The sequence below is a fragment of the Fusobacterium varium genome (assembly GCA_021531615.1).
Classification (GTDB): domain Bacteria; phylum Fusobacteriota; class Fusobacteriia; order Fusobacteriales; family Fusobacteriaceae; genus Fusobacterium_A; species Fusobacterium_A varium_C.
The window spans coordinates 1-22,104 of the sequence record JADYUE010000011.1 but is presented as its reverse complement, the minus strand read 5'-3'; the positions used below and the strand labels follow the sequence as shown (position 1 = coordinate 22,104).

Below are 22,104 nucleotides of genomic sequence, written 5' to 3'. Positions count from 1 at the left end.
GGAGGATAAGTTGAAGAAGAATTATTTAGAGCTAGAAGAAAATTTAGGTTACTCATTTAAGAATAAAGAGCTTTTAAAAAATTCACTTATCCATAGATCTTTTGGAAATGAACACAGAAGATACAAAAAAATAAGCAACGAAAGACTAGAACTGCTAGGAGATGCAGTTCTAGATCTTGTTGTTACTGAATATTTGTATAAAAGTCATGAGAACTCAACAGAGGGAGATTTAGCCAAAATAAAATCTATGGTAGTAAGTGAGCCAGTATTAGCAGAGATTTCAAAGAAAATGGATGTAGGAAAATATCTTCTTTTAAGTAAGGGAGAAGAGATGACAGGTGGAAGAGATAGAAGTTCTATCTTAGGAGATGCTTTTGAAGCTATTTTAGGGGCTATCTATTTAGATTCAAATTTTGAAACTGCTAAAAAATATGCTTTAAGTCATATACAAGATTCGATAGATCATGTTGATAAAAATGAGGATATTTTAGACTTTAAAACTATATTACAAGAGTATAGTCAAAGAGAGTATAAATTAATACCTATTTATCAAGTTGTAAATGAAACAGGACCAGATCATCAAAAAGTATTTGAAATTGCAGTAACAGTTGGGGAAATGGTTGGAAGTGGAACTGGAAAAAATAAGAAAAGTGCTGAGCAATCTGCAGCTAAAGAACTATGTAAAAAATTAGGAGTAAAAATCCATGAAACACTATAATATACCAATATTTATAAGCCATTTTGGTTGTCCAAATGCTTGTGTATTCTGTAATCAAAAGAAGATAAATGGTCGTGAAACTGATGTGACTATGGAAGATGTCAGAAAAATTATAGAAATGTATTTAGAAACTCTTCCAAAAAATTCCAAGAAAGAGGTGGCATTTTTTGGTGGAACTTTTACAGGAATTTCTTTAAAACTTCAAAAAGAATATTTAGAAACAGTATATGAATATATAAAAAAAGGGTTAATAGATGGAATAAGACTGTCTACAAGACCAGATTGTATCAACAGAGAGATAGTGGAGCAATTAAAAAAGTATGGTGTAACATCTGTTGAACTAGGGGTGCAATCTTTAGATGAGAAAGTTTTAAAGGCAACAGCGAGATATTATCCAGTTGAAGTGGTAGCAGAGGCTTGTAAACTTTTAAAGGAGTATGGAATAGAGCTAGGAATTCAACTGATGATAGGATTACCAGAGGCAACAATAGAAAGTGATTATTTAACAGCATTGAGAGCTTTAGAGATGCAACCAGATGTAGCTAGAATATACCCAACTTTAGTTATAAAAAATACTAAGTTAGAGGAGATGTTTTTAAAAGGGGAGTATCATGCTCTCTCTATTGAAGAGGCTGTAGAAAGAACTAGAAAAATATATACACTTCTTGAATTAAATGGTGTTAATGTAATTAGAGTTGGACTTCAACCAAGTGAAGATCTAAGAGAAGATGGTGTAGTTTTAGGTGGTCCATTTCACCCTGCTTTTAGAGAATTAGTTGAAACAGAGATCTATTATAATTTTTTGAAAAAAATTGCAGATAGAGAGAAAAAATTAGATATTGAAACAGCAGAGGTAAATATATCTAAAATAGTTGGAATAAAAAAAGCGAATAGATTAAGATTAAAGGAGTATTTTAATATAAAAATAGACAACAGTTTATCAAAAGATATAGTTGTTGTAAATGGAAAAATATATTCAAGAGTAGAGATCCTTAGAGAGGAGAGCAATGAATCAAATAGTAATCAATATAGATGACTTTCAATCTAGAGCAGCTATAATTGAAGATGGAAAAGTGGTTGAAATCCTAGTGGAGCGAGAAGAGGAAGGAAGAATAAATGGAAGTATTTATAAGGGAAAAGTTGCCAATGTTCTTCCAGGAATGGAATCAGCTTTTGTAAATATAGGATTGGAAAAAAATGGATTTCTTTATGTAAATGATTTAAGAGAGTTTGAAGAGAAATATTTAGATGGAATTTTGAATAGCAATAGACCAATAGAGGATATTTTAACTGTTGGTGATGAAGTAGTAGTACAAATTTTAAATGAACCTCGTGGAAATAAGGGAGCAAGAGTAACAACACACTTTACAATACCAGGAAAATATTTGGTATTGATGCCAAATAATGATCATATAGCTATCTCTAAAAAGATTAAAGATGAGGAAGAGAGAGAAAGATTAGAAAATATTTTTAAAGATATAAAGCCTGCTAATATGGGAGTAATTATTAGAACAGCTGCCTATGGAAAAAGTGAATTTCATTTTGAAAGAGAGATAGAGTATCTTGTAAAAAAATGGGAAGATATTGAGAAAAAAATTAAGGGAGCTAAGATAGGAGAGGTTCTATATAAAGATAATGGAATAGTGACAACTGTATTGAGAGATATCTTTTCAAATGATATAGATGAACTTATAGTTGATAATGAAGAGGTTTATTGGGAGATAATAGACTATGTAAATGCTTTTAGTGAAAAGACATTGAAAACTAAGATTAAACTATATAGAGATAGTGATGAGAAAGAGATTTTTGATCTGTATGGAATAAGTGAAGAGATAGAGAAGGCTTTAAATGAAGTTGTATGGCTTGAATGTGGAGGTTATCTTGTAATTCAAAAGACAGAAGCACTAATAAGTATAGATGTAAATACAGGAAAAAATACAGGTAGTTATAATTTAGAGGAAACAGTTGTAAATACCAATGTAGAGGCAGCTAGAGAGATACCAAGGCAGTTGAGGCTTCGTAACTTTGGTGGAATTATAATAATTGACTTTATTGATATGAGAGTGGAAGAGGATAAAGTTAGAGTTATTGAAGAGCTAGAGAAAAATTTACAAAAAGATAGAATTAAAAATAATATAGTGCATTTTACAGATTTAGGTCTTGTTGAGATGACAAGAAAGAGAACTGGAAAGCCACTAGCTTATTACTATCAAGAGGTATGTCCATATTGTAATGGAACTGGTAAGGTAAAATCTCAAGATGCTTTAGTTCATGAGCTTATAAAAGAGATAAAATTATCTTCAGATGATAGGGATATAAGTAAGATAAAAGTTGTACTTTCAAAGAGACTTAAAGACTCTTTTACTGAAGTATATTTTGATATAATGAGAGAATATCTAAAAAATAAAGGGAAAAGTATAGAGCTAGAAGTAGGAATAAATAACGATACTCAATATGAGATAATTCTAGTTAAATAGAGGAGAGAACATGAAAATAGGTGTTTATGCAGGAAGCTTTGATCCAATAACAAAAGGACATTATGATGTAATAAAAAAATCTCTTAAAATAACTGATAAACTTATTGTTGCAGTTATGAATAATACTAATAAGAAATGTTGGTTTTCTTTAGAAGAGAGAAAAAATATGATAAAGCTTTTAGTTGGAGAAGATAGTGACAAGATAGAAGTAAAAAGTTTTGATGGACTTCTAATTAATTTTATGAAGGAAAATAATGCTGATATAATAATAAGAGGATTGAGAGCTGTATCAGATTATGAGTATGAGTTAGGTTATGCTTTTGCAAATCATGATCTTTCAGATGGAGATGTTGATACAATATTTATTCCAGCAGCAAGAGAATATATGTATTTAAGCTCAAGTTCTGTAAGGGAAGCTGCTATGGTAGGAGCAAGACTAGATATATTTGTTGATGATAAAATTGCTGAGATAGTGAGGGAAAAAGCAAAAACTATCAAAGGATAGGTGTTGTTGTGGCAAAAAATAAAAGTTTTTATGTGTGTAGTGAATGTGGATATAAATCTCCTAAATGGTTGGGAAAATGTCCTCAATGTAATGAGTGGGGAACTTTTGAAGAGGAGATAGAAAGTGTAACTGTTGGAGCTCCAGTTGTGGCAACAACAGCATCAGTAAAAGAGATATCTGAAAAGGTATTCTCTTTTAAAGAGATAAAACAGGAACAAACTTATAGATATATCACAGGAATTGGAGAGTTTGATAGAATTTTAGGTGGAGGGCTACTTCAAGGTGAAGTAGTATTAGTTACTGGAAACCCTGGAATAGGAAAATCTACTCTTCTTTTACAAGTAGCTAAAGAGTATACTGCTTATGGAAGTGTAATTTATATTTCAGGTGAAGAATCTCCCTCTCAAGTAAAAAATAGAGGTGAGAGATTAAAAATAGAGAGTGATAATCTATTTTTAATGGCTGAAACAGATATGGCTAATATATATGAGTATCTAATTTCAAAAAAACCTAAAGTTGTAGTTGTAGATTCTATTCAAACATTATATAATTCAAATATAGATTCAATTCCAGGAACACCTACACAAATTCGAGAATGCACTTTAAAAATCATAGAACTTGCTAAAAAATATAATATCTCTTTTTTCATTGTTGGTCATATAACTAAAGATGGTAAGGTAGCAGGACCTAAGATGTTAGAACATATGGTTGATGCTGTATTTAACTTTGAGGGAGAAGAGGGACTCTTTTATAGAATCTTAAGAAGTACTAAAAATAGATTTGGATCAACTAATGAGTTGGCAGTTTTTAGTATGGAAGAGGATGGAATGAAAGAGATAAAAAACTCCTCTGAATATTTTTTAAGTGAAAGAGATGAAAAAAATGCAGGAAGTATGGTTGTACCTGTATTGGAAGGAACAAAAGTATTTTTACTTGAAATACAAACTCTGATAACAGAAACTACCATAGGAATACCTAAAAGAATAGTTCAAGGGTTTGATAGAAATAGAATCCAGATTTTAACAGCGATAGCTGAGAAAAAGATGCACATGGCATTGGGAATGAAAGATCTCTTTGTAAATATTCCTGGTGGTTTGAGTATAGCAGATCCAGCAGCAGATTTAGCTGTGTTGATATCTCTAATGTCTGTATATAAAGGGGTAGAGATAAGTCAAAAAATAGCTGCTATTGGAGAACTAGGTTTACGTGGAGAGATAAGAAAGGTTTTCTTTATTGAGAAAAGATTGAGAGAATTAGAAAAATTAGGTTTTAAAGGTGTCTATATTCCAGAGGCTAATAGAAAAGAGATAGAAAAAAATAGTCACAAATATAAATTAAAATTAATATATTTAAAAAATTTAGAAGAACTTTTAGAAAGGATGAATAAAGATGATCAATAAAAAGCTAGAATCAATGTTGATGCAGATAACTCCAGGGACACCTCTTAGAGATGGAATAGATAACATACTAGATGGTGGAATAGGAGCTCTTATTGTAGTAGGAATTGATGAAACAGTTGAGAAAATGCTTGATGGTGGATTTGTAATAAATTGTGACTATACACCAGAGAGAGTTTTTGAATTAGCTAAAATGGATGGAGCCATAATAGTTGATGATGAATGTAAAAAAATACTTTATGCCAATGTACATCTACAAGTTGATAGGAAATATTCATCAGAGGAAAGTGGAACTAGACATAGAACAGCTCAAAGGGCAGGAAAGCAGACAGGGAAGCTTGTAATAGCTGTTTCAGAAAGAAAAAAAGTTGTAAGCCTGTATAAAGGGGATATAAGATATAAATTAAAAAATACATCAGAGATAACAAGTGAAGCTGCTCAGGCATTAAAAACTATGGAAAGATATAGATATGTTTTAGACAAATCTTTAGCTAATCTTACAATATTGGAATTGGATGATATTGTAACACTATATGATGTAGCTCAAGTTCTTCAAAGATTTGAGATGATGAGAAGAATTGATGATGAATTAAAAGGGTATGTTGTAGAGCTTGGAACAGAGGGAAGATTGATGGATCTTCAACTTAAAGATTTGGAGCAAGATATCAATGAAGATATGGAAGAGTTTTTAAGTGACTATATGAGTAGTGATACAACTTATGAAGATGTTATGTCACAAATAGCAAATCTTACAAATATAGAGTTGTTAGAGATAGAGAATTTTTCTAGTGCTTTAGGATATAGAAAAAGTTATAGCAATTTAGATAATAAGATTAGCCCTAAAGGGTATAGAGTTCTTGGAAAGATTAGTAAGCTAACTAAGAAGGATATTGATAAGTTAATTAATACTTATGGAGAGCTTGCATCTATTCAAGATGCACCTATTGAGGAGTTATCTGATACTAAATTAAGTAAATTGAAGATAAAAGCTATAAAAAATGGATTGAAGAGATTAAAATATACTGTGGAATTGGAAAAATAGACTGTCGAAATATAAAGCTGTTGGAAATTATAATTTTCAGCAGCTTTAATTAAATATTAATTATTTAAGTAAAGGGGAAATATGCTAAAGATAACTGAATGGGTAAAGATAATATTAGATTCATTATATGATGGAATTTTAATAATAGATTCTGAAGGGATAGTAAGATATATAAACCCAGCTTATACTAGAATAACTAAAGTTAAAGAAGAAGATATTATAGGAAAAAAATTATCCGATGTAAGAAAGGGAAGTTATCTTACTGAAGTTATTAAAAGTGGAAAGTTGCAATTAAATGTTCATAGAAAAATGGATGAAGTTGAGTATATTGTAAATATGGTACCAATCTATGGGAAAAAAAATAAAGTTCTTGGTGGAATTTCCTTACTTAATGAACTTAATGATGTATATAAGCTTACTGAGAAATTAAACCTTTCTAAAATTATAATTCAAAATCTTAAAGAGCATGTAAAATCTTTAGGAAGTGGAAAATATAATTTTGATGATATTATAGCAGTAGATAAAAAAAGTGTTGAGATAAAAGAGTTTGCTAAAAGAATAGCTCTTACAGATTCAAATGTTCTTATAACAGGTGAAAGTGGAACAGGAAAGGAACTATATGCTAGTGCTATACATAATTTTAGTTTAAGAAAAGATTTTCCTTTTATTCCAGTAAATTGTGCATCTTTTGAAAAAAGTCTTATAGAGAGTGAACTCTTTGGTTATGAGGAAGGAACATTTACAGGAGCTAAAAAAAATGGAAAAACAGGATTATTTCAACTAGCAAATGGTGGGGTACTTTTTCTTGATGAGATAGGAGAGTTAGAATATGGACTTCAAGGAAAACTTTTACGTGTTTTGCAAGAAAAAAGTATTAGAAAAATAGGTGGAAGTAAGGAGATACCAATAGATGTAAGACTTATATGTGCAACAAATAAAGATCTTTTTAAATTGATGGAAGAGGGAAAATTTAGAAGGGATCTATATTATAGAATAGCTATTATCCCTTTAACAATACCACCATTGAGAGAGAGAAAAGATGATATACCTGCATTGGCTAATAAATTCATATCTGACCTTTCGCAGAAGTACAAAAAAGATATGTTTTTAAGTCAAGAAGCAATTCAATTGTTAAAAGAATATGAATGGTGTGGAAATATAAGAGAATTAAAAAATATAATAGAATTTACTTTTAATATGAGGGAAGAAAAAGTAATTTTAAAAGAGCATCTACCAATTAAAGTTGAAGAAAATATTTTAGATAGTGAGATAATTGAACTAAATGAATATATAAATAAAGTAGAAAAAGAATATATAAATAAAGCTATTGCCAAATATGGTGATAGTGTTGAAGGAAAGAAAAAGGCAGCAAAGGCATTGGGAATCTCTCTTGCTACTTTTTATAATAAATTGAACAGATAATTTCTAAAAAAATAGAAAATTTTAACAAGAATTCTAACTTTTTAGAATGACAATAAAATATCTTATTTTAAAGGGAAGAGATAGATCTTCCTTTTTTATTTCTAAAAAATTAGAAAAAAATTAGAAAAACTCTCAAAAATTAGGCTAATATATTTGGCATGATATTTGCTTCATTATAAAAGCAAAGGAATTAAATAAAACATATAATTAAAGGGAGGAAATTATGGCAGCAGCATTAGGTTTTTTAACTATTTTTATTTTATTAGCAGTAATAATGATGAAAAAATTATCTCCGCTAGTAGCTCTTATCAGTGTTCCAATTATAACAGCTATTATAGGTGGACATGGATTGAAAATTGGAAAGTTTATAAATGATGGGGTAAAATCTATTGCTCCTACAGGAACAATGTTTATTTTTGCAATTTTATTTTTTGGTATTTTAACAGATGCAGGAACATTTCAACCAATTATAGACAAAATATTAAAAGTAGTAGGAAAAGATCCTGTAAAAATAGCAGTAGGAACAGCAATTTTATCAATGATTGTACATTTAGATGGATCAGGAGCAGTAACTTTTTTAGTAACAGTTCCAGCAATGCTTCCATTGTATGAAGCTCTTGGAATGAGAAAAACTACACTTGCAACAATTGTAGGACTGGGAGCAGGGGTAATGAATGTACTTCCTTGGGGAGGACCTACTTTAAGAGCAGCAACATCACTAAAAATTTCAGTTACAGAGTTATTTAATCCATTATTTATACCTGTTTTAGCAGGAATAGTTTTTGTTTTATTTGTAGCTGTAAAATTAGGAAGAGATGAAAAGAAAAGACTTGGAAATATAGAGCACTTAAATATTAATACAGATAATCTAGGAGAAAAGAAAGAAAGTAGAAATTTTGGAATAAATATTATTACTATAATATTAGCAATAGGAGTTTTAATATCAGGTAAACTTCCACCAGCAGTGGTATTCATGATAGCATTTTGTATTTCAGTAGTAATAAATTATCCTTCAGTAAAAGAGCAAAAAGAGAGAGTAGATTCACATGCTAAGGCTGCTTTAATGATGGCTAGTATACTATTTGCAGCAGGAGCATTTATAGGAATAATGCAGGGTTCAGGAATGATAAAAGAGATGTCAACAGTAATGGTTGATATTATACCAAAATCGTTAGGACGTTCTATGGCTATTTTGGTAGGGGTTATTGGTATGCCAGCTAGTCTATTATTTGATCCAGATTCATTCTATTTTGGAATTTTACCAGTATTGGCAACAACAGCTCAAGAGCTTGGTAGTTCTGCAATATCAGTTGCTAGAGCTGCAATTTTAGGACAGATGACAACTGGATTCCCAGTAAGTCCACTTACAGCTTCAACATTCTTGTTAATAGGACTTACAGGTGTTGAATTGGGAGAGCATCAAAAGAAAACTATACCATATGCTTTTTTAACAACAATAGTGATGTTAATTGTAGCTGTAATAACAGGAGTATTGTATAAATAAAGTTTGGATTTTAGGAGGTTAAAATGAAAAAAATAAGAATAGCTTCAGGAGCAGGATATGCTGGAGATAGAATAGAACCTGCTGTTGATTTAATGTTAAATGGGAATATAAACTATATTGTTTTTGAGTGTCTTGCAGAAAGAACAATAGCTATTGCACAACAGGAAAAATTAAAAGATCCAAATAAGGGATATAATGGATTACTTGAATATAGATTTGAAAAGATATTACCTATTTGTAAAGAAAAAAATATAAAAGTAATTACAAATATGGGAGCTGCTAATCCTTTAGGAGCAATAAAAAAGATAAAATCTATGGCAGAAGAGATGAATATAAAAGGATTGAAAATTGCAGCAGTTCTTGGAGATGATATTTCTGATAAATTAGATAGATATTTAGATTGTGAAGTTCTTGAATTAAAAACTCCTTTAAATACAATTAAAGATAAATTAGTTTCAGCAAATGTATATTTAGGAGTTGATGGAATAGTAGAAGCATTAAAAAATGGAGCTGATATAGTTGTAACAGGACGTTGTGCAGACCCAGCAATATTTATGGCACCATTAATTTATGAGTTTGGATGGGATGTAGAAAACTATGATCTCATAGGAAAAGGTATAATGATAGGACATCTTCTTGAATGTGGAGCTCAAGTTTGTGGTGGATATTTTGCTGTACCTGGATATAATGAGGTTGAAGATCTTTGGAATGTAGGTTTTCCTATTGCTGAGGTAAGTGAAAATGGAGATGTAGTTATTACTAAAACAGAAACTAGTGGTGGAGTTGTAAGTACTCATACATGTAAAGAACAGCTTATTTATGAAATTCATGATCCTAAAAATTATATGACACCTGATGGAGTAGCTAATTTTACAACTATCTCATTAAAAGAATTAGAAAAAAATAAAGTATTTTTAACAGGAGCAACAGGTAAGAAAAAACCAGCTACTTTAAAGGTAAGTATAGGTTATAAAGATTGTTTTATTGGAACAGGAGAGATCAGTTATGGTGGATCTACAGCTTATGAAAAAGCTAAATTAGCAGGTGAAGTAGTTAAAAAAAGATTGGATTTTACTGGAGTAAAATATGATGAATTAAAAGTAGATTTAATTGGAGTTAACTCTTTATATGGAAATAGTATAGGAAAAAAATTGTGTGATCCATCTTTATTAGGAGAAGTTAGATTAAGAGTTGCAGGTAGAACTGTAAAAAGAGAAGATGCAGTGAAAATAGGAAATGAAGTAGAAACACTTTATACTAATGGACCTTCAGGTGGAGGAGGAGTAACAAAAAGTGCAAGTGAAGTTGTATCTATTTGTTCAATATTTATTCCAAGAGAAGATATAGAATTAGAAGTTATATATGAGGAGGTTTAAGATGAAACTTTTAGAAATAGCTCATTCAAGAACAGGAGATAAGGGAAATATTTCAAATATATCTTTAATAGTTTATGATGAAAAAGATTATGATCTAATTTGTGAAAAAGTAACAGCAGAAAAGGTAAAAGAATACTTTAAAGATATTGTAAAAGGGGAGGTAATTAGATATGAACTTCCTAATTTAGGAGCTTTAAACTTTGTAATGGATGAAGCACTAGGGGGAGGAGTAACAAGATCTTTAGCCTTAGATAAACATGGAAAAAGTTTGTCGTCAGCTCTTTTAGAGATGGAGATTTAAGAATAAATTATTTAAAGTCATTAAATAAAAATATTTTAGGACTTAAGAAGAAATTAAAATAAAATTAATTGAAATTTTAAAGTATGTATGATATAATTTAACATAAATTATATGAAACTAAATATTAAGTAACAATGGCGCCCACAAGAGACTCATTAGGCAGGTGAAAATACTGCTCATCTTGCAAGGGTGAAGTGTGTATGTAAGTTAAAGGTAACCCTTAGAGGTTACCTTTTTTATTATTAATTTTTTTAGGAGGAAGTTATGAGTAATTTAGATCACATTAAATACATCAAAAGATGTATTGAAATTGCAGATGAATCTGTAGCATCAGGAAACCATCCTTTTGGAGCTTTAATAGTTGACAAAGATGGAAATATTATTGTTGAATCAGGTAACATTGAAGTGACTGAAAAAGAGTGCACAGGACATGCAGAAACTACTGCTATGAGAAAAGCTGTAAAACTTTATTCAAGAGAGTTTTTATGGGATTGTACTCTTTATTCTACAGCTGAGCCTTGTTGTATGTGTACAGGAGCTATCTATTGGGGAAATGTAGGAAGAATTGTCTATGGAATAAGTGAAAAACAACTTTTAGCTTTAACAGGAGCTGATGAAGATAACCCAACTTTTGATATGCCTTGTAGAGAAATTTTAGCAAGAGGGCAAAAAAATATAGAGGTAATTGGACCAATTGCAGATGAAGAGTTAGCTAAAGAGATAGCAAGAGCTCATATAGGATATTGGAATAATAAATAATAATTAAGAGGGGAATGAATGATGGAGAAAAATAATTTTGTAAAATTCCTTGATGATAAATTTTTAATCTCTGAGAGAGGTGGAAGTATAAAAGGGGAATTTTTTGGGGGATTAACAACTTTTTTAACAATTTCTTATATTATTTTTGTAAATCCTGCTGTTCTTTCATTGACAGGAATGGATAAGGGAGCACTTGTAACAGTTACTTGTGTAGCAACTGCAATAGGATCATTTTTAGGGGGTATTCTAGGGAATGTACCTATTTCCCTAGCTCCTGGAGTTGGATTAAATGCCTTTTTCACATTTACTTTAGTAAAGGGAAATGGAATTCCTTGGCAAGATGCTTTAGGAGTAGTTTTCTTTTCAGGGGTATTTTATCTGATACTGGCAATTTGTGGAGTTAGAGAGAAGATAATTAACTCTATTCCTCAACAACTTTCAACAGCTGCAACAGTAGGAATAGGACTTTTTCTTTCATTGATAGGATTAAAAAGTATGGGAGTTATAGAGGCTAATCCAGAAACTTTAGTAAAGATAGCACCTATAACATTACCAGTAGCTCTTTCTTTTGCAGGATTATTTTTAATGTATATTCTAGATATGAAAAAGGTTAGAGGTGGAGTTCTAATAAGTATAATAGTGATCTCTATTATAGGAATGTTTTTAGGGGAAGTGGATATTCCAGAGAAACTATTATCATCACCACCAAGTATGACACCATTACTTTTTAAACTAAATATTTTTGGAGTATTAAAAGTTAGTCTTTTAGGATCTATTTTCTCATTTATGTTTATAGATCTATTTGATTCTTTAAGTGTACTGATGTTTACATACAAAGAGGTTCAATTTAGAAATGAGGAGGAGAGAAAAAAAGGATTAGGAAGAATGCTTTTAGCAGACTGCTCGTCAACTATAATAGGAGCTTTATTAGGAACAAGTACAGTTACAACTTATGGAGAATCAATAGCAGGAATAAAAGTTGGAGCTAAGACAGGGCTTGCTTCTATTTTCACAGGATTATTCTTCTTACTTGCTCTATTTATAGCACCAATAGTTGAAGCTATACCAGTATTTGCAGTATCACCTGCATTAGTAATTGTTGGAATATTTATGTTTAGAAATATCTCTCAATTAGATCTTTCAACTATGAAAGAATCAATACCAGCCTTTATGACAATAATATTTATGCCAATGACTCACAGTATAGCAATAGGACTTAGTATAGGGTTTATCTCTTATATTATTATAAACGTAGCCTGTGCGGACTTTAAAAAGATCTCACTTACTATGTGGGTTATAGGAGCACTTTCAGTAGTAAATCTATTAATTTAATATACCTTGAGACAAGTAGGAAAATTAAACTTACTTGTCTTTTTTATTTTCAAAAAATAAAAAATGGACTATTTTTTACAACAGTCCATTCAAGATTAGATATATTATTTTTCAAATAAAAACTCTTCAGGTAAAGTTACTTTGAAGTCTACAGCTAAATCTCTAAAGTTTTGAGGAGTGATAGTTTGTAATTTGTTTCCTCCCATAGAGATAACTTTAACTAGAATTTCAGCAGATTTTTCAACAGTATGAGCTAGTCCAAAAGTAGTATCAAAATCTTCACCAGAACAGAAAATTCCATGATGAGCCCAGATAACTACATCATATTTATCCATAAGTTTAGAAGTAGCTACAGCAATATCTCTTCCACCAGGAACCATCCATTCAACTATTCCAACACCACTAGGGAAAACTACAGGACATTCAGTTGCCATCTCCCATAACTCACGAGTAATTATTTTATTATCTAAAGGCATAGTGAAAGTTAAAGCTATAATATTTGCTGGATGGCAGTGATAGATTACTCTATGTTTATTATTAGTTGTTACCTTTTTTATTTCATGGTTCATAAGGTGAGTAGGTAGTTCACTTGTAGGTCTACCTCCATTTTTTAATCCCCAAAGGATACGATAATTTTCTCCTTTTTCATCTAATTGAATAATACAAATATTATTTTCTGGATCAAGAGATACATTTCTAAAGAATTTTCCAGAACCAGTAACTAAGAAGTATTCTCCAGCTAACTTAGGGACAGAAGTTCCTATAGGTTTAAATTCACCAGAAAAATCACAATATTTTTGAATAGCTTCAACCTCTTCATCTTTTAATCTATAGCTAAGATTTCCACCATTACGTTCGTGCCAGTTTTGTTCATAACCATTAATAGTTAATTGAATAAATTCTTTTATAAATTTAATATTATAATCCATTTTAGATCCTCCTTGAATATTACGCTCTTTTACTTAAAATTTCTTTTTCATATGTTTTTATCTCATTAAACCATTCTTCAGTTGCAATAACATTATTTTGTTTACAGAATTCTTCCCAAATATCTCCCATAGGATAAGTTTTAATCTCTTCTTGTAGCATCATCAATTCTGTTAGCTCACCTTTTAATTGTAAATTAGATAAAAGATTGTTAGGTTGAAGTAATCCAAATAATAAAGCTTTTTGTAGATTTCTTACTCCAATAATCCAAGCAGCAACTCTATTAATACTAGCATCAAAATAATCAGTAGCTATTTTAATTCTTGAAATATCATCACAACGAACAATTTCTTTACAGATCTCTTTTGTTTCATCATCAAGAAGGATTACATGGTCAGAATCCCATCTTACTGGTCTAGTAACATGAAGAGCTAAATTTTTATTAAATAATAATAGAGATGATATTTTATCAGAAACTACTTCTGTTGGATGATAGTGTCCATTATCCATAAGTGGCATAATTCCTTTTGAAGCTGCATAACTTAAACAGAATTCAGCAGAACCTACAGTATAACTTTCCATACCTATACCAAAAACTTTAGATTCAAGACATACAAGAACTTTTTCTTTATCATAATCAATATCTAATATTTCATCTAAAGATTTTTTAAATCTAGCTCTAGGAGATATTCTATCAGCTGGAATATCTTTATATCCATCAGGGATCCAAATATTCATAACACAAGGTTGATTTAATTCAGTAGCAAAGTATTCAGAAATTCTAATACAAGCAATAGCATGATTTACCCAAAATTTACGAATCTCTTCATCTGGACTAGAAAGAGTAAAACTACTTGCTTTAGGATGAGAGAAGAAAGTAGGGTTAAAATCAAGTCCTAGTCCTCTTTCTTTAGCAAATTCTACCCATTTTTTAAAGTGTTTAGGTTCTATTTTATCTCTATCTACAAATTCACCATCTTCAAAGATAGCATAATTAGCATGAAGATTAAGTTTGTGTTTTCCTGGAATTAAAGAGAAAGCTTTATCAATATCTGCCATTAATTCTTCAGGAGTTCTAGCTTTTCCAGGATAATTTCCTGTTGTTTGTATTCCACCAGTAAGACTTCCTTTAGTGTCAAATCCTATTACATCATCACCTTGCCAACAATGAATTGAAATAGGGATATTTTTTAAAGTTTCAATAGCTTTATCTGTATCTATTCCAATTCTTGAGTAAATTTTTTTTGCTTCTTCATATCTAGACATAGTTTTATATCCTCCTAAATTTTTTATTTATATTTTTTTATATCAAATGAATTTAATACAAAACTTCTAAACTCTTTTACAGAGCTAAAATATTTTTTATTTAATAATTGAGAACCTAAATTACCAATAGCAGTAGCTTCAATAGGTCCAGCAAAAACTTCTATTCCACTTTTCTTAGCAGTTAAATAATTGAGATAATTATCTTGGCAACCTCCACCTATAATATATAGGGTATTGAATTTTTGAGATGTAAGTTTTTCAATCTCTTTAATTGTATTAGCATAACTTAGAGCTAGGCTATTATAAATAATAGCTACAATCTCTTCTATAGAATTAGGAATATGGTTAAATTTTTTGTTGCAATACTCTTTTATAGCTTCAATCATAGATGTAGGAGCTAAAAATTCATTGTCATTAACATTTATAATATATTTTTCACCACAAAAATCATTTGCCATTTGACTTAATTCAGGAAAAGAGTATTTATCATTAAGTTCTTTTTTTACATTTTGCATTATCCAAAGTCCCATAATATTTTTAAGATAACGATAAGTTTTATTGTATCCTCCTTCATTTGTAAAGTTAGATTTTAAACTTTCTAAAGTTGAGTTGTATTTTTTACTTTCAGTACCTAATAAAGACCAAGTTCCAGAACTTAGATAAAGAAAATTATCTTTAGAACATGGAACAGCCAAAACAGCAGAAGCTGTATCATGAGAAGGTGCTGTAATAACTTCTAAGTCAAATCCAATCTCTTCTATTATCTCTTTTTTTAGAAAACCAAGAGAAGTACCAGCAGGAACAATAGGTTGGAATATATTTTTAGGGATATTTAATTTATCTAATAATTCAAAATCCCAATTTGAACTTTCTAAATTTAAAAGTTGAGTTGTAGAAGCATTAGTATATTCATTTACCTTTTTTCCAGTTAATAAAAAGTTAAAGTAATCAGGTATCATTAAGAAAGTAGAAGCTTTATCTAAAATATTAGAATTTTTTTTTATAGAGTAAAGTTGATTAATGGTATTGAAAACTAAATTTTGAATTCCTGTTCTTTGATATATATTTTCTTTAGAAACTGTTTTAAAGATCTCTTCTGGAATACCATTAGTTCTGCTATCTCTATAACTAACAGTTTCACCTAAAATTTTATCCTCTTTATCTAATAGAACAAAATCAACTCCCCAAGTGTCTATAGCTAAAGTAGAAGGAATCTTATTTATTTCTTTACATTTTTTTAAACCATTTAGAATCTCATTAAAAAGACTTTTTAGATCCCAGCATAATTGGTTGTTTTGATTATATACTCCATTCTTGAATCTATATATCTCTTCTAATTGTAACTTTTGATTTTTAATATAACCTAATATGTGTCTTCCACTAGAAGCACCAATATCAATAGCTAAAAAATATCTATTTTGTTCCATAACATCCTCCTTAATAACTTAACAAAATTTTACTACAAGAGATTTTATAAAATAAGGACTCTATTTAAATGAAAATATGTCTTTTTTTGCAACAAAAAGTTGTCTTAAAAGAATGTTTTTGGTATAATTTGAATAAAAAGGCTAAGAGGAGAAATATAATTGAATATAGAGATATTGAAGTTTTTGGAGAAGATTACAGAGGAAGAAAAGGAAATATTAGCAGGAAAAAAAGTTTTAAAAAAAGATATATATACTAACAAGAAAGAGTTTGTTACTGTTGAAGCAGATAAACTTTTAAAATTTGGAAATTTAATATCTGTAAGAACTCATACTAGATTTATTGATTTTGCTGAGCATAAACATGATTATGTAGAGGCGATTTATGTGTTGAAAGGAAGCATTACAAATATAATTAATGGAGAGGAGTTAACTCTTATAAAAGGGGATCTACTTTTCTTAAATTGTCACGCTTCTCATGGAATAAAAGCATGTGGAAAAAATGATATAGCAATAAATTTTATTATAAAACCTAGTTTTTTTGATGAAGCATTGTCAATGTTAGAAGAAGAGAATTATATAAGTAATTTTATTGTAGATACATTAAGAAATGATACTACTAAAGGACAATTTTTATTGTTTAAAACTGAAGGAATAGTTCCTATTGAAAATATATTAGAAAATTTGATTTATTCAATTATAAGTAATAAATCTTTAGATGAACGTAATATAAATAAGAAGTTAATGGGGCTTCTTTTTATGTATTTATCTCATTATACTTTTACTTTAGAGAAGAATTCAAAAGTAAACTATGAAGAGATGATGATAAAAATTATAGAAAATTATATAGAAACAACATATAAAACAGCTACTTTATCAGAGATATCTCAGCAATTAAATAGTTCTATTTTTCAAATAAGTAGACTTATTAAGAGCAAATTTGGACAAAATTTTAAAGAGTTATTGCAAGAAAAAAGATTTAAAATTGCAGAGCAATTATTACTTGAAACAAATTTATCCATAGCTGATATTGTAAATAACATAGGATATGAAAACAACAGTTATTTCCACAAAAAATTTAAAGAAAAATATGGAATTTCACCAGCTAATTTTAGAAAAAATAATTTAGAAAATGAATAAATTGTAAAAAAGAACGTATTATTTTGCAAATTACGTTCTTTTTTTACATATAATAAAATACTATGATATTGTTAAGAAAAAAATAAAAATGATTGAAAGGAGTACAATATGATAAGAAAATCATTTAAAATGAAACTATTTAAAGGGAAAGAAGTAGAGTATAAAAAGAGACATGATGAAATTTGTGATGAGATGAAAGCAATGATAAAAGAGCATGGTGGAAGAAATTACTCTATTTTCCTAGATGAAGAGACAAGTATTTTGTTTGGGTATATTGAATTAGAAAATGAAGAGTTATGGAATAAAAGTGCTGAGACAGAAATATGTAAAAAATGGTGGAAATTTATGGCAGATATTATGGAAACAAATGAAGATAATAGTCCAGTAACAATAGAGTTAAAAGAGATGTTTCACTTAGAGTAATAAAAAAGGAATAGAGAAAGAGGAGGAGAAAATGAAAAAAATATTTAGTTTAATGTTAGTAGGAATTTTAATATCAGGGTTTCTTATACTTAAAGGACGTAATACTGATAGAAAAGTTTTGAAATATGCTTATGGAAGTAATAGTGAAGTTGTAAAAAAATCTATGGCAGAATTTGGAAGATTACTAGAGGAAAAAACAAATGGTAAATTAGTAGTAGAATATTATCCTGACGGACAATTAGGAACAGAAAGAGAATTTATAGAAATGGTTCAAACTGGAGTAATCAATTTTACAAAGGTTAGTGGATCAGCATTAGAAAGTTTCTCAAGTATTTATTCAATCTTTGGTTTACCATATTTATTTGATAGTGAGGAACATTTTTATAGAGTTATGGATAATAAAGATATAATGGATAAATTTTATAATTCAACAGAGCATTTAGGATTTGTAGGATTGACTTATTATGACAGTGGACAAAGAAGTTTTTATACTAAAGGAAGACCTATAACAAAACCAGAAGATTTAAAAGGTATGAAAATAAGAGTTATGCAAAGTGAGACTGCAATAAAAATGATATCTCTTATGGGGGGATCTCCAGTACCTATGTCAAATAGTGAGACATATACATCTTTACAACAAGGGATATTAGATGGAGCAGAAAGTAATGAATTTGCTATAACAACAGCAAGACATGGAGAGGTAGTTCAATATTATTCATATGATGAGCATACAAGAGTTCCTGATATTGTTGTTATGAGTAAAAGTACTTTAGATATGTTAACTGAAGAGGAGAAAAAAGCAGTATATGAAGCTGCTATAGAATCAACAATCTATCAAAAAGATAAATGGAAAGATGCAGTAGCAGAAGCACAAAAACAAATGATAGAGGAATTTGGAGTAAAAATAAATACTATTCCTGATAAGAGTAGATTTAGAGAATTAACATCAAGTATGCATGATGAATTTAAACAAAATGAAAAAACAAAAGATGTATATACAGAAATAAGAGAATTAGGGGATAAAAAATAGGAGGAAAAGATGAGAAAAACATTAGATAAATTGACAGAAATATTTGCTTGTTTACTATTTGTAATCATGGTTTTAGTTTCTCTTTATCAAATACTAAGTAGATATGTATTAAAAAATCCAAGTGCATTTTCAGAGGAATTTTTAAGATTTTCAATAATTTGGTTATCTATGTTAGGAATTGCATATGCTTTTGGAAAGAAGAGTCACTTAGCAATAACTTTTATGAAAGATAAGTTAAATATAAAAGAGGGAGCAATAGTAGACATAGTTTTTCATATAATCTTTATAATATTTGCTTTCTTTGTTATGGTAAAAGGGGGAGCTAATGCTGTAAGTATTGCACTATATCAAATCTCACCAGCTCTAGGAATACCAATGGGATTTGTATATTTATCACTTCCTATTTCAGGAGTAATGATAATAATCTATTCAATTTTAAATATAAAAGATGATCTATCTTTAAGAAATAAAGGAGGAGAATAAGATGATATTAGAAGCAAGTATTGTTTTAACTATAACTTTTGTAACATTATTTGTGGTAGGAATACCAATAGCAATAAGTATAGCATTTAGTTCATTAGCTACTATTTTATTAGTTACTCCAGGAGATATTTCAGTTTTTACATCAGCACAAAAAATGGCAACAAGTTTAGATAGTTTCTCTCTAATAGCTGTTCCTTTCTTTATCTTGTCAGGAACTATAATGAATAGAGGGGGATTAGCTATAAGATTAGTTAATTTAGCTAAACTTATTGGAGGAAGAATTCCAGGAGCTCTAGCTCATACAAATATAATAGGAAATATGTTATTTGGAGCTATATCAGGTTCTGCTATTGCAGCATCAACAGCAGTTGGTGGAACTCTTATTCCTTTAGAAGAAAAAGATGGATATGAAAAATCATATTCAGCAGCAGTAAATATAGCTTCTGCTCCAACAGGAATGTTAATACCACCAAGCCCAGGGTTTATAATTTATTCTCTAATAAGTGGAGGAACTTCAATAGCAGCTCTATTTATAGGAGGATATATTTCAGGAATATTATGGGGATTAGCAGTAATGTTTGTAGCATGGATATTTGCTAAAAAGAATAAATATCCTGTTTGTGAAAGACCAACTAAACAAGAAGTTATAAAAACTTTAATAGAAGGAATCCCTAGTGTTATATTGATTTTAGTGGTAATTATTGGAATAGTAACAGGAATCTTTACAGCTATTGAAGCTTCAGCAGTATGTGTACTTTATTGTGTAATTCTATCAATGGTATTTTATAAAACTGTAACTGTAAAGGATATGTATGGAATCTTAGTTGAGACTTTCCATATGACAGGAGTAATAATGTTTTTAATAGCTGCTTCTTCAATAATGTCTTTTGCTATGGCATTTACAGGATTACCAGCAGCAATAAGTGAAGGAATATTAAGTATATCACAAAATAAATATGTAATAATGATATTAATAAATATCCTATTACTAATAATAGGAACATTTATGGATATAGCACCAGCAATTTTAATATTCACTCCTATATTTTTACCTATAGCTTTAAAAGTAGGAATGCATCCAGTTCATTTTGGAGTAATTTTTGTGTATAATCTATGTATAGGAACAATTACACCACCAGTTGGAACAGGATTATTTGTTGGAGCAAGTGTGGCTAAGATGAAGGTTGAAAATGTTATGAAAACATTGATACCATATTATGTAGCAATAATAGCAGTATTGTTCATAATAACATTTTTCCCTAATATTATATTAGCATTTATATAAGATTATATAGAAGGAGGAGTTCTGATGGAAAGAGAAATATTAATAGATAAATTAAATAAAGTTTTAGATAAATTGAAAAATTTACAACCACCTAAATTAGGAGATATAAAAAATGCAAAGGCTGAAGATTTAGCAAAAGGTGTTATAGAGAGAGATTTTGGAATAGATGAATGGGATTGGCCACAAGGTGTAGGATTATATGGAATCAATAAATTACAAAAGTTAAATATTTTAGAAAACAATAATGAATTTTTCTATAATTGGTTTAAAAAGAACATAGAAAGAGGATTACCAACAAAAAATGTAAACACAACAACACCATTACTTACTTTAATTGATGTATGTGACATTTATAAAGATAGAGAATTTGAAGATCTATGTCTGGAATGGGCAGATTGGTTAATGAATGAATTGCCAAAAACAAAAGAAAATGGATTCCAACATGTAACAAGTGCTCTTCATGGGAGAGATGGAATAACATTAAATGAAGGACAACTATGGATAGATACTCTATTTATGATGGCATTATATTTAAATAAAATGGGAGTAAAATATCAAAGAAAAGATTGGATAGCTGAAAGTATTTATCAAGTTCTAATTCACATAAAATATCTATATGAAAAGAAAAATGGATTATTCTATCATGGATGGAGTTTTATAGAAAATAATAACTTTGGAGAAGTCTTCTGGTGCAGAGGAAACTCTTGGTTTACTTTAGGACTTATGGAATTTATTGAAAGTTCAGAAGAGTATATAGAAAAAGGAACAAAAGAATTTATGTTAGCTACATATAGAGCACAAGTTGAAAAACTAGCAGAGTTACAAAATGAAAATGGAGGTTGGCACACTGTATTAGATGATCCAGAAAGTTATTTAGAAACATCTGGAACAGCTAGTATAGTAGCTGGAATTTTTAAAGGAATTCAAGCTGGAGTTTTAGATAAAAAATATGAAGAAGTTGCAATGAAAGGATTAAAATTTATCTTAGAAAACATAGATGAAGATGGAACAGTTTTAAATGTTTCAGGTGGAACAGGAATAGGAATGAATAAAGAGCATTATAAAAATATAATAATTGCTCCAATGGCTTATGGACAATCTTTAACAATAGTAGCATTAGCTGAAGCTTTAAAATATATAGGATAATAATGGAGGTAAAATAAATGAGATTAGATGTAAGATATGCAAATCATCCAGAAGATTCAAAACACTATACAACAGAAGAGTTAAGAAAACATTATTTAATAGAAAAAGTATTTATAGAAGATGAAGTAAACCTAGTTTATTCACATG

General features: G+C 29.4%; 22 protein-coding genes. 19 read left to right on the top strand and 3 right to left on the bottom strand.

The window, feature by feature from the left end; genetic code table 11:
- Positions 1 to 10: 10 nt before the first annotated feature.
- From rnc to I6E31_05635, 12 genes are all read left to right on the top strand, one after another.
- Positions 11 to 718, top strand: a complete 708-nt coding sequence (gene rnc / locus I6E31_05690; GenBank protein ID MCF2639466.1) for a ribonuclease III — start codon at positions 11 to 13, stop codon at positions 716 to 718.
- Positions 705 to 1,754, top strand: coding sequence for a radical SAM protein (locus tag I6E31_05685; protein MCF2639465.1), 1,050 nt, complete (start codon positions 705 to 707; stop codon positions 1,752 to 1,754). Before rnc ends, I6E31_05685 begins: the two co-directional genes overlap by 14 nt.
- Positions 1,726 to 3,195 carry an Rne/Rng family ribonuclease gene (locus I6E31_05680; GenBank protein MCF2639464.1) on the top strand — a complete coding sequence of 490 codons (1,470 nt, stop codon included), beginning with the start codon at positions 1,726 to 1,728 and terminating at the stop codon, positions 3,193 to 3,195. Before I6E31_05685 ends, I6E31_05680 begins: the two co-directional genes overlap by 29 nt.
- Before the next feature lie 10 nt (positions 3,196 to 3,205).
- Positions 3,206 to 3,700, top strand: a complete 495-nt coding sequence (gene coaD, locus I6E31_05675; protein ID MCF2639463.1) for a pantetheine-phosphate adenylyltransferase — start codon at positions 3,206 to 3,208, stop codon at positions 3,698 to 3,700.
- Positions 3,701 to 3,708: 8 nt separating this feature from the next.
- Positions 3,709 to 5,100, top strand: coding sequence for a DNA repair protein RadA (gene radA / locus I6E31_05670; protein ID MCF2639462.1), 1,392 nt, complete (start codon positions 3,709 to 3,711; stop codon positions 5,098 to 5,100).
- Positions 5,090 to 6,139 (top strand): DNA integrity scanning protein DisA, encoded by a 1,050-nt coding sequence (gene disA, locus I6E31_05665; protein ID MCF2639461.1) that lies wholly within the window; start codon positions 5,090 to 5,092, stop codon positions 6,137 to 6,139. The genes radA and disA overlap by 11 nt, the downstream gene beginning before the upstream one ends.
- Positions 6,140 to 6,220: 81 nt before the next feature.
- Positions 6,221 to 7,561: a sigma 54-interacting transcriptional regulator gene (locus I6E31_05660; GenBank protein ID MCF2639460.1), complete on the top strand. Its 1,341-nt coding sequence runs from the start codon at positions 6,221 to 6,223 to the stop codon at positions 7,559 to 7,561.
- 223 nt (positions 7,562 to 7,784) lie between these two features.
- Positions 7,785 to 9,065: a citrate transporter gene (locus tag I6E31_05655; protein ID MCF2639459.1), complete on the top strand. Its 1,281-nt coding sequence runs from the start codon at positions 7,785 to 7,787 to the stop codon at positions 9,063 to 9,065.
- Positions 9,066 to 9,088: 23 nt separating this feature from the next.
- On the top strand, positions 9,089 to 10,441 hold the full coding sequence (locus I6E31_05650) for a DUF1446 domain-containing protein (protein MCF2639458.1): 1,353 nt from the start codon (positions 9,089 to 9,091) through the stop codon (positions 10,439 to 10,441).
- 1 nt (position 10,442) lies between these two features.
- Positions 10,443 to 10,742 (top strand): hypothetical protein, encoded by a 300-nt coding sequence (locus I6E31_05645; GenBank protein ID MCF2639457.1) that lies wholly within the window; start codon positions 10,443 to 10,445, stop codon positions 10,740 to 10,742.
- A 264-nt stretch (positions 10,743 to 11,006) separates the two neighbouring features.
- Positions 11,007 to 11,501 carry a nucleoside deaminase gene (locus I6E31_05640; protein ID MCF2639456.1) on the top strand — a complete coding sequence of 165 codons (495 nt, stop codon included), beginning with the start codon at positions 11,007 to 11,009 and terminating at the stop codon, positions 11,499 to 11,501.
- Between the two features lie 21 nt (positions 11,502 to 11,522).
- Complete coding sequence (locus I6E31_05635) at positions 11,523 to 12,833, top strand: NCS2 family permease (protein MCF2639455.1); 1,311 nt, start codon at positions 11,523 to 11,525, stop codon at positions 12,831 to 12,833.
- Between the two features lie 104 nt (positions 12,834 to 12,937).
- Here I6E31_05635 and rhaD read toward each other — a convergent pair whose 3' ends face one another.
- The 3 genes from rhaD to rhaB are packed head-to-tail and all read right to left on the bottom strand — an operon-like array spanning position 12,938 to position 16,453.
- Positions 12,938 to 13,762 carry a rhamnulose-1-phosphate aldolase gene (rhaD, locus tag I6E31_05630; protein MCF2639454.1) on the bottom strand — a complete coding sequence of 275 codons (825 nt, stop codon included), beginning with the start codon at positions 13,760 to 13,762 and terminating at the stop codon, positions 12,938 to 12,940.
- Positions 13,763 to 13,781: 19 nt separating this feature from the next.
- Positions 13,782 to 15,026, bottom strand: coding sequence for an L-rhamnose isomerase (locus I6E31_05625; protein ID MCF2639453.1), 1,245 nt, complete (start codon positions 15,024 to 15,026; stop codon positions 13,782 to 13,784).
- A 23-nt stretch (positions 15,027 to 15,049) separates the two neighbouring features.
- The gene (gene rhaB / locus I6E31_05620; GenBank protein MCF2639452.1) at positions 15,050 to 16,453 is read right to left on the bottom strand and encodes a rhamnulokinase; all 1,404 of its coding nucleotides are present in this window, start codon (positions 16,451 to 16,453) and stop codon (positions 15,050 to 15,052) included.
- Positions 16,454 to 16,612: 159 nt separating this feature from the next.
- On the opposite strand from rhaB, the gene I6E31_05615 reads away from it, so the two are divergent.
- The 7 genes from I6E31_05615 to I6E31_05585 form a co-directional block, all read left to right on the top strand.
- On the top strand, positions 16,613 to 17,590 hold the full coding sequence (locus tag I6E31_05615; GenBank protein MCF2639451.1) for a helix-turn-helix domain-containing protein: 978 nt from the start codon (positions 16,613 to 16,615) through the stop codon (positions 17,588 to 17,590).
- A gap of 108 nt (positions 17,591 to 17,698) precedes the next feature.
- Positions 17,699 to 18,013, top strand: a complete 315-nt coding sequence (gene rhaM, locus I6E31_05610; protein MCF2639450.1) for an L-rhamnose mutarotase — start codon at positions 17,699 to 17,701, stop codon at positions 18,011 to 18,013.
- 31 nt (positions 18,014 to 18,044) lie between these two features.
- Positions 18,045 to 19,043, top strand: a complete 999-nt coding sequence (locus I6E31_05605) for a TRAP transporter substrate-binding protein (GenBank protein ID MCF2639449.1) — start codon at positions 18,045 to 18,047, stop codon at positions 19,041 to 19,043.
- Between the two features lie 9 nt (positions 19,044 to 19,052).
- Positions 19,053 to 19,526, top strand: coding sequence for a TRAP transporter small permease (locus I6E31_05600; GenBank protein MCF2639448.1), 474 nt, complete (start codon positions 19,053 to 19,055; stop codon positions 19,524 to 19,526).
- Between the two features lies 1 nt (position 19,527).
- Complete coding sequence (locus I6E31_05595) at positions 19,528 to 20,811, top strand: TRAP transporter large permease (GenBank protein ID MCF2639447.1); 1,284 nt, start codon at positions 19,528 to 19,530, stop codon at positions 20,809 to 20,811.
- Between the two features lie 24 nt (positions 20,812 to 20,835).
- Complete coding sequence (locus I6E31_05590; protein ID MCF2639446.1) at positions 20,836 to 21,957, top strand: glycoside hydrolase family 88 protein; 1,122 nt, start codon at positions 20,836 to 20,838, stop codon at positions 21,955 to 21,957.
- Between the two features lie 17 nt (positions 21,958 to 21,974).
- Positions 21,975 to 22,104, top strand: a 130-nt coding sequence (locus tag I6E31_05585; protein MCF2639445.1) for a 5-dehydro-4-deoxy-D-glucuronate isomerase, incomplete at its 3' end; no start/stop codon positions are given.

Excerpts from the sequence above, each read along its gene's own strand:
- I6E31_05685 (MCF2639465.1), top strand. The coding sequence starts at position 705 with ATGAAACACTATAATATACCAATATTTATAAGCCATTTTGGTTGTCCA.
- I6E31_05680 (MCF2639464.1), top strand. The coding sequence starts at position 1,726 with ATGAATCAAATAGTAATCAATATAGATGACTTTCAATCTAGAGCAGCT.
- coaD (MCF2639463.1), top strand. The coding sequence starts at position 3,206 with ATGAAAATAGGTGTTTATGCAGGAAGCTTTGATCCAATAACAAAAGGA.
- disA (MCF2639461.1), top strand. The coding sequence starts at position 5,090 with ATGATCAATAAAAAGCTAGAATCAATGTTGATGCAGATAACTCCAGGG.
- I6E31_05660 (MCF2639460.1), top strand. The coding sequence starts at position 6,221 with ATGCTAAAGATAACTGAATGGGTAAAGATAATATTAGATTCATTATAT.
- I6E31_05655 (MCF2639459.1), top strand. The coding sequence starts at position 7,785 with ATGGCAGCAGCATTAGGTTTTTTAACTATTTTTATTTTATTAGCAGTA.
- I6E31_05650 (MCF2639458.1), top strand. The coding sequence starts at position 9,089 with ATGAAAAAAATAAGAATAGCTTCAGGAGCAGGATATGCTGGAGATAGA.
- I6E31_05645 (MCF2639457.1), top strand. The coding sequence starts at position 10,443 with ATGAAACTTTTAGAAATAGCTCATTCAAGAACAGGAGATAAGGGAAAT.
- I6E31_05640 (MCF2639456.1), top strand. The coding sequence starts at position 11,007 with ATGAGTAATTTAGATCACATTAAATACATCAAAAGATGTATTGAAATT.
- I6E31_05635 (MCF2639455.1), top strand. The coding sequence starts at position 11,523 with ATGGAGAAAAATAATTTTGTAAAATTCCTTGATGATAAATTTTTAATC.
- rhaD (MCF2639454.1), bottom strand. The coding sequence starts at position 13,762 with ATGGATTATAATATTAAATTTATAAAAGAATTTATTCAATTAACTATT.
- I6E31_05625 (MCF2639453.1), bottom strand. The coding sequence starts at position 15,026 with ATGTCTAGATATGAAGAAGCAAAAAAAATTTACTCAAGAATTGGAATA.
- rhaB (MCF2639452.1), bottom strand. The coding sequence starts at position 16,453 with ATGGAACAAAATAGATATTTTTTAGCTATTGATATTGGTGCTTCTAGT.
- rhaM (MCF2639450.1), top strand. The coding sequence starts at position 17,699 with ATGATAAGAAAATCATTTAAAATGAAACTATTTAAAGGGAAAGAAGTA.
- I6E31_05605 (MCF2639449.1), top strand. The coding sequence starts at position 18,045 with ATGAAAAAAATATTTAGTTTAATGTTAGTAGGAATTTTAATATCAGGG.
- I6E31_05600 (MCF2639448.1), top strand. The coding sequence starts at position 19,053 with ATGAGAAAAACATTAGATAAATTGACAGAAATATTTGCTTGTTTACTA.
- I6E31_05595 (MCF2639447.1), top strand. The coding sequence starts at position 19,528 with ATGATATTAGAAGCAAGTATTGTTTTAACTATAACTTTTGTAACATTA.
- I6E31_05590 (MCF2639446.1), top strand. The coding sequence starts at position 20,836 with ATGGAAAGAGAAATATTAATAGATAAATTAAATAAAGTTTTAGATAAA.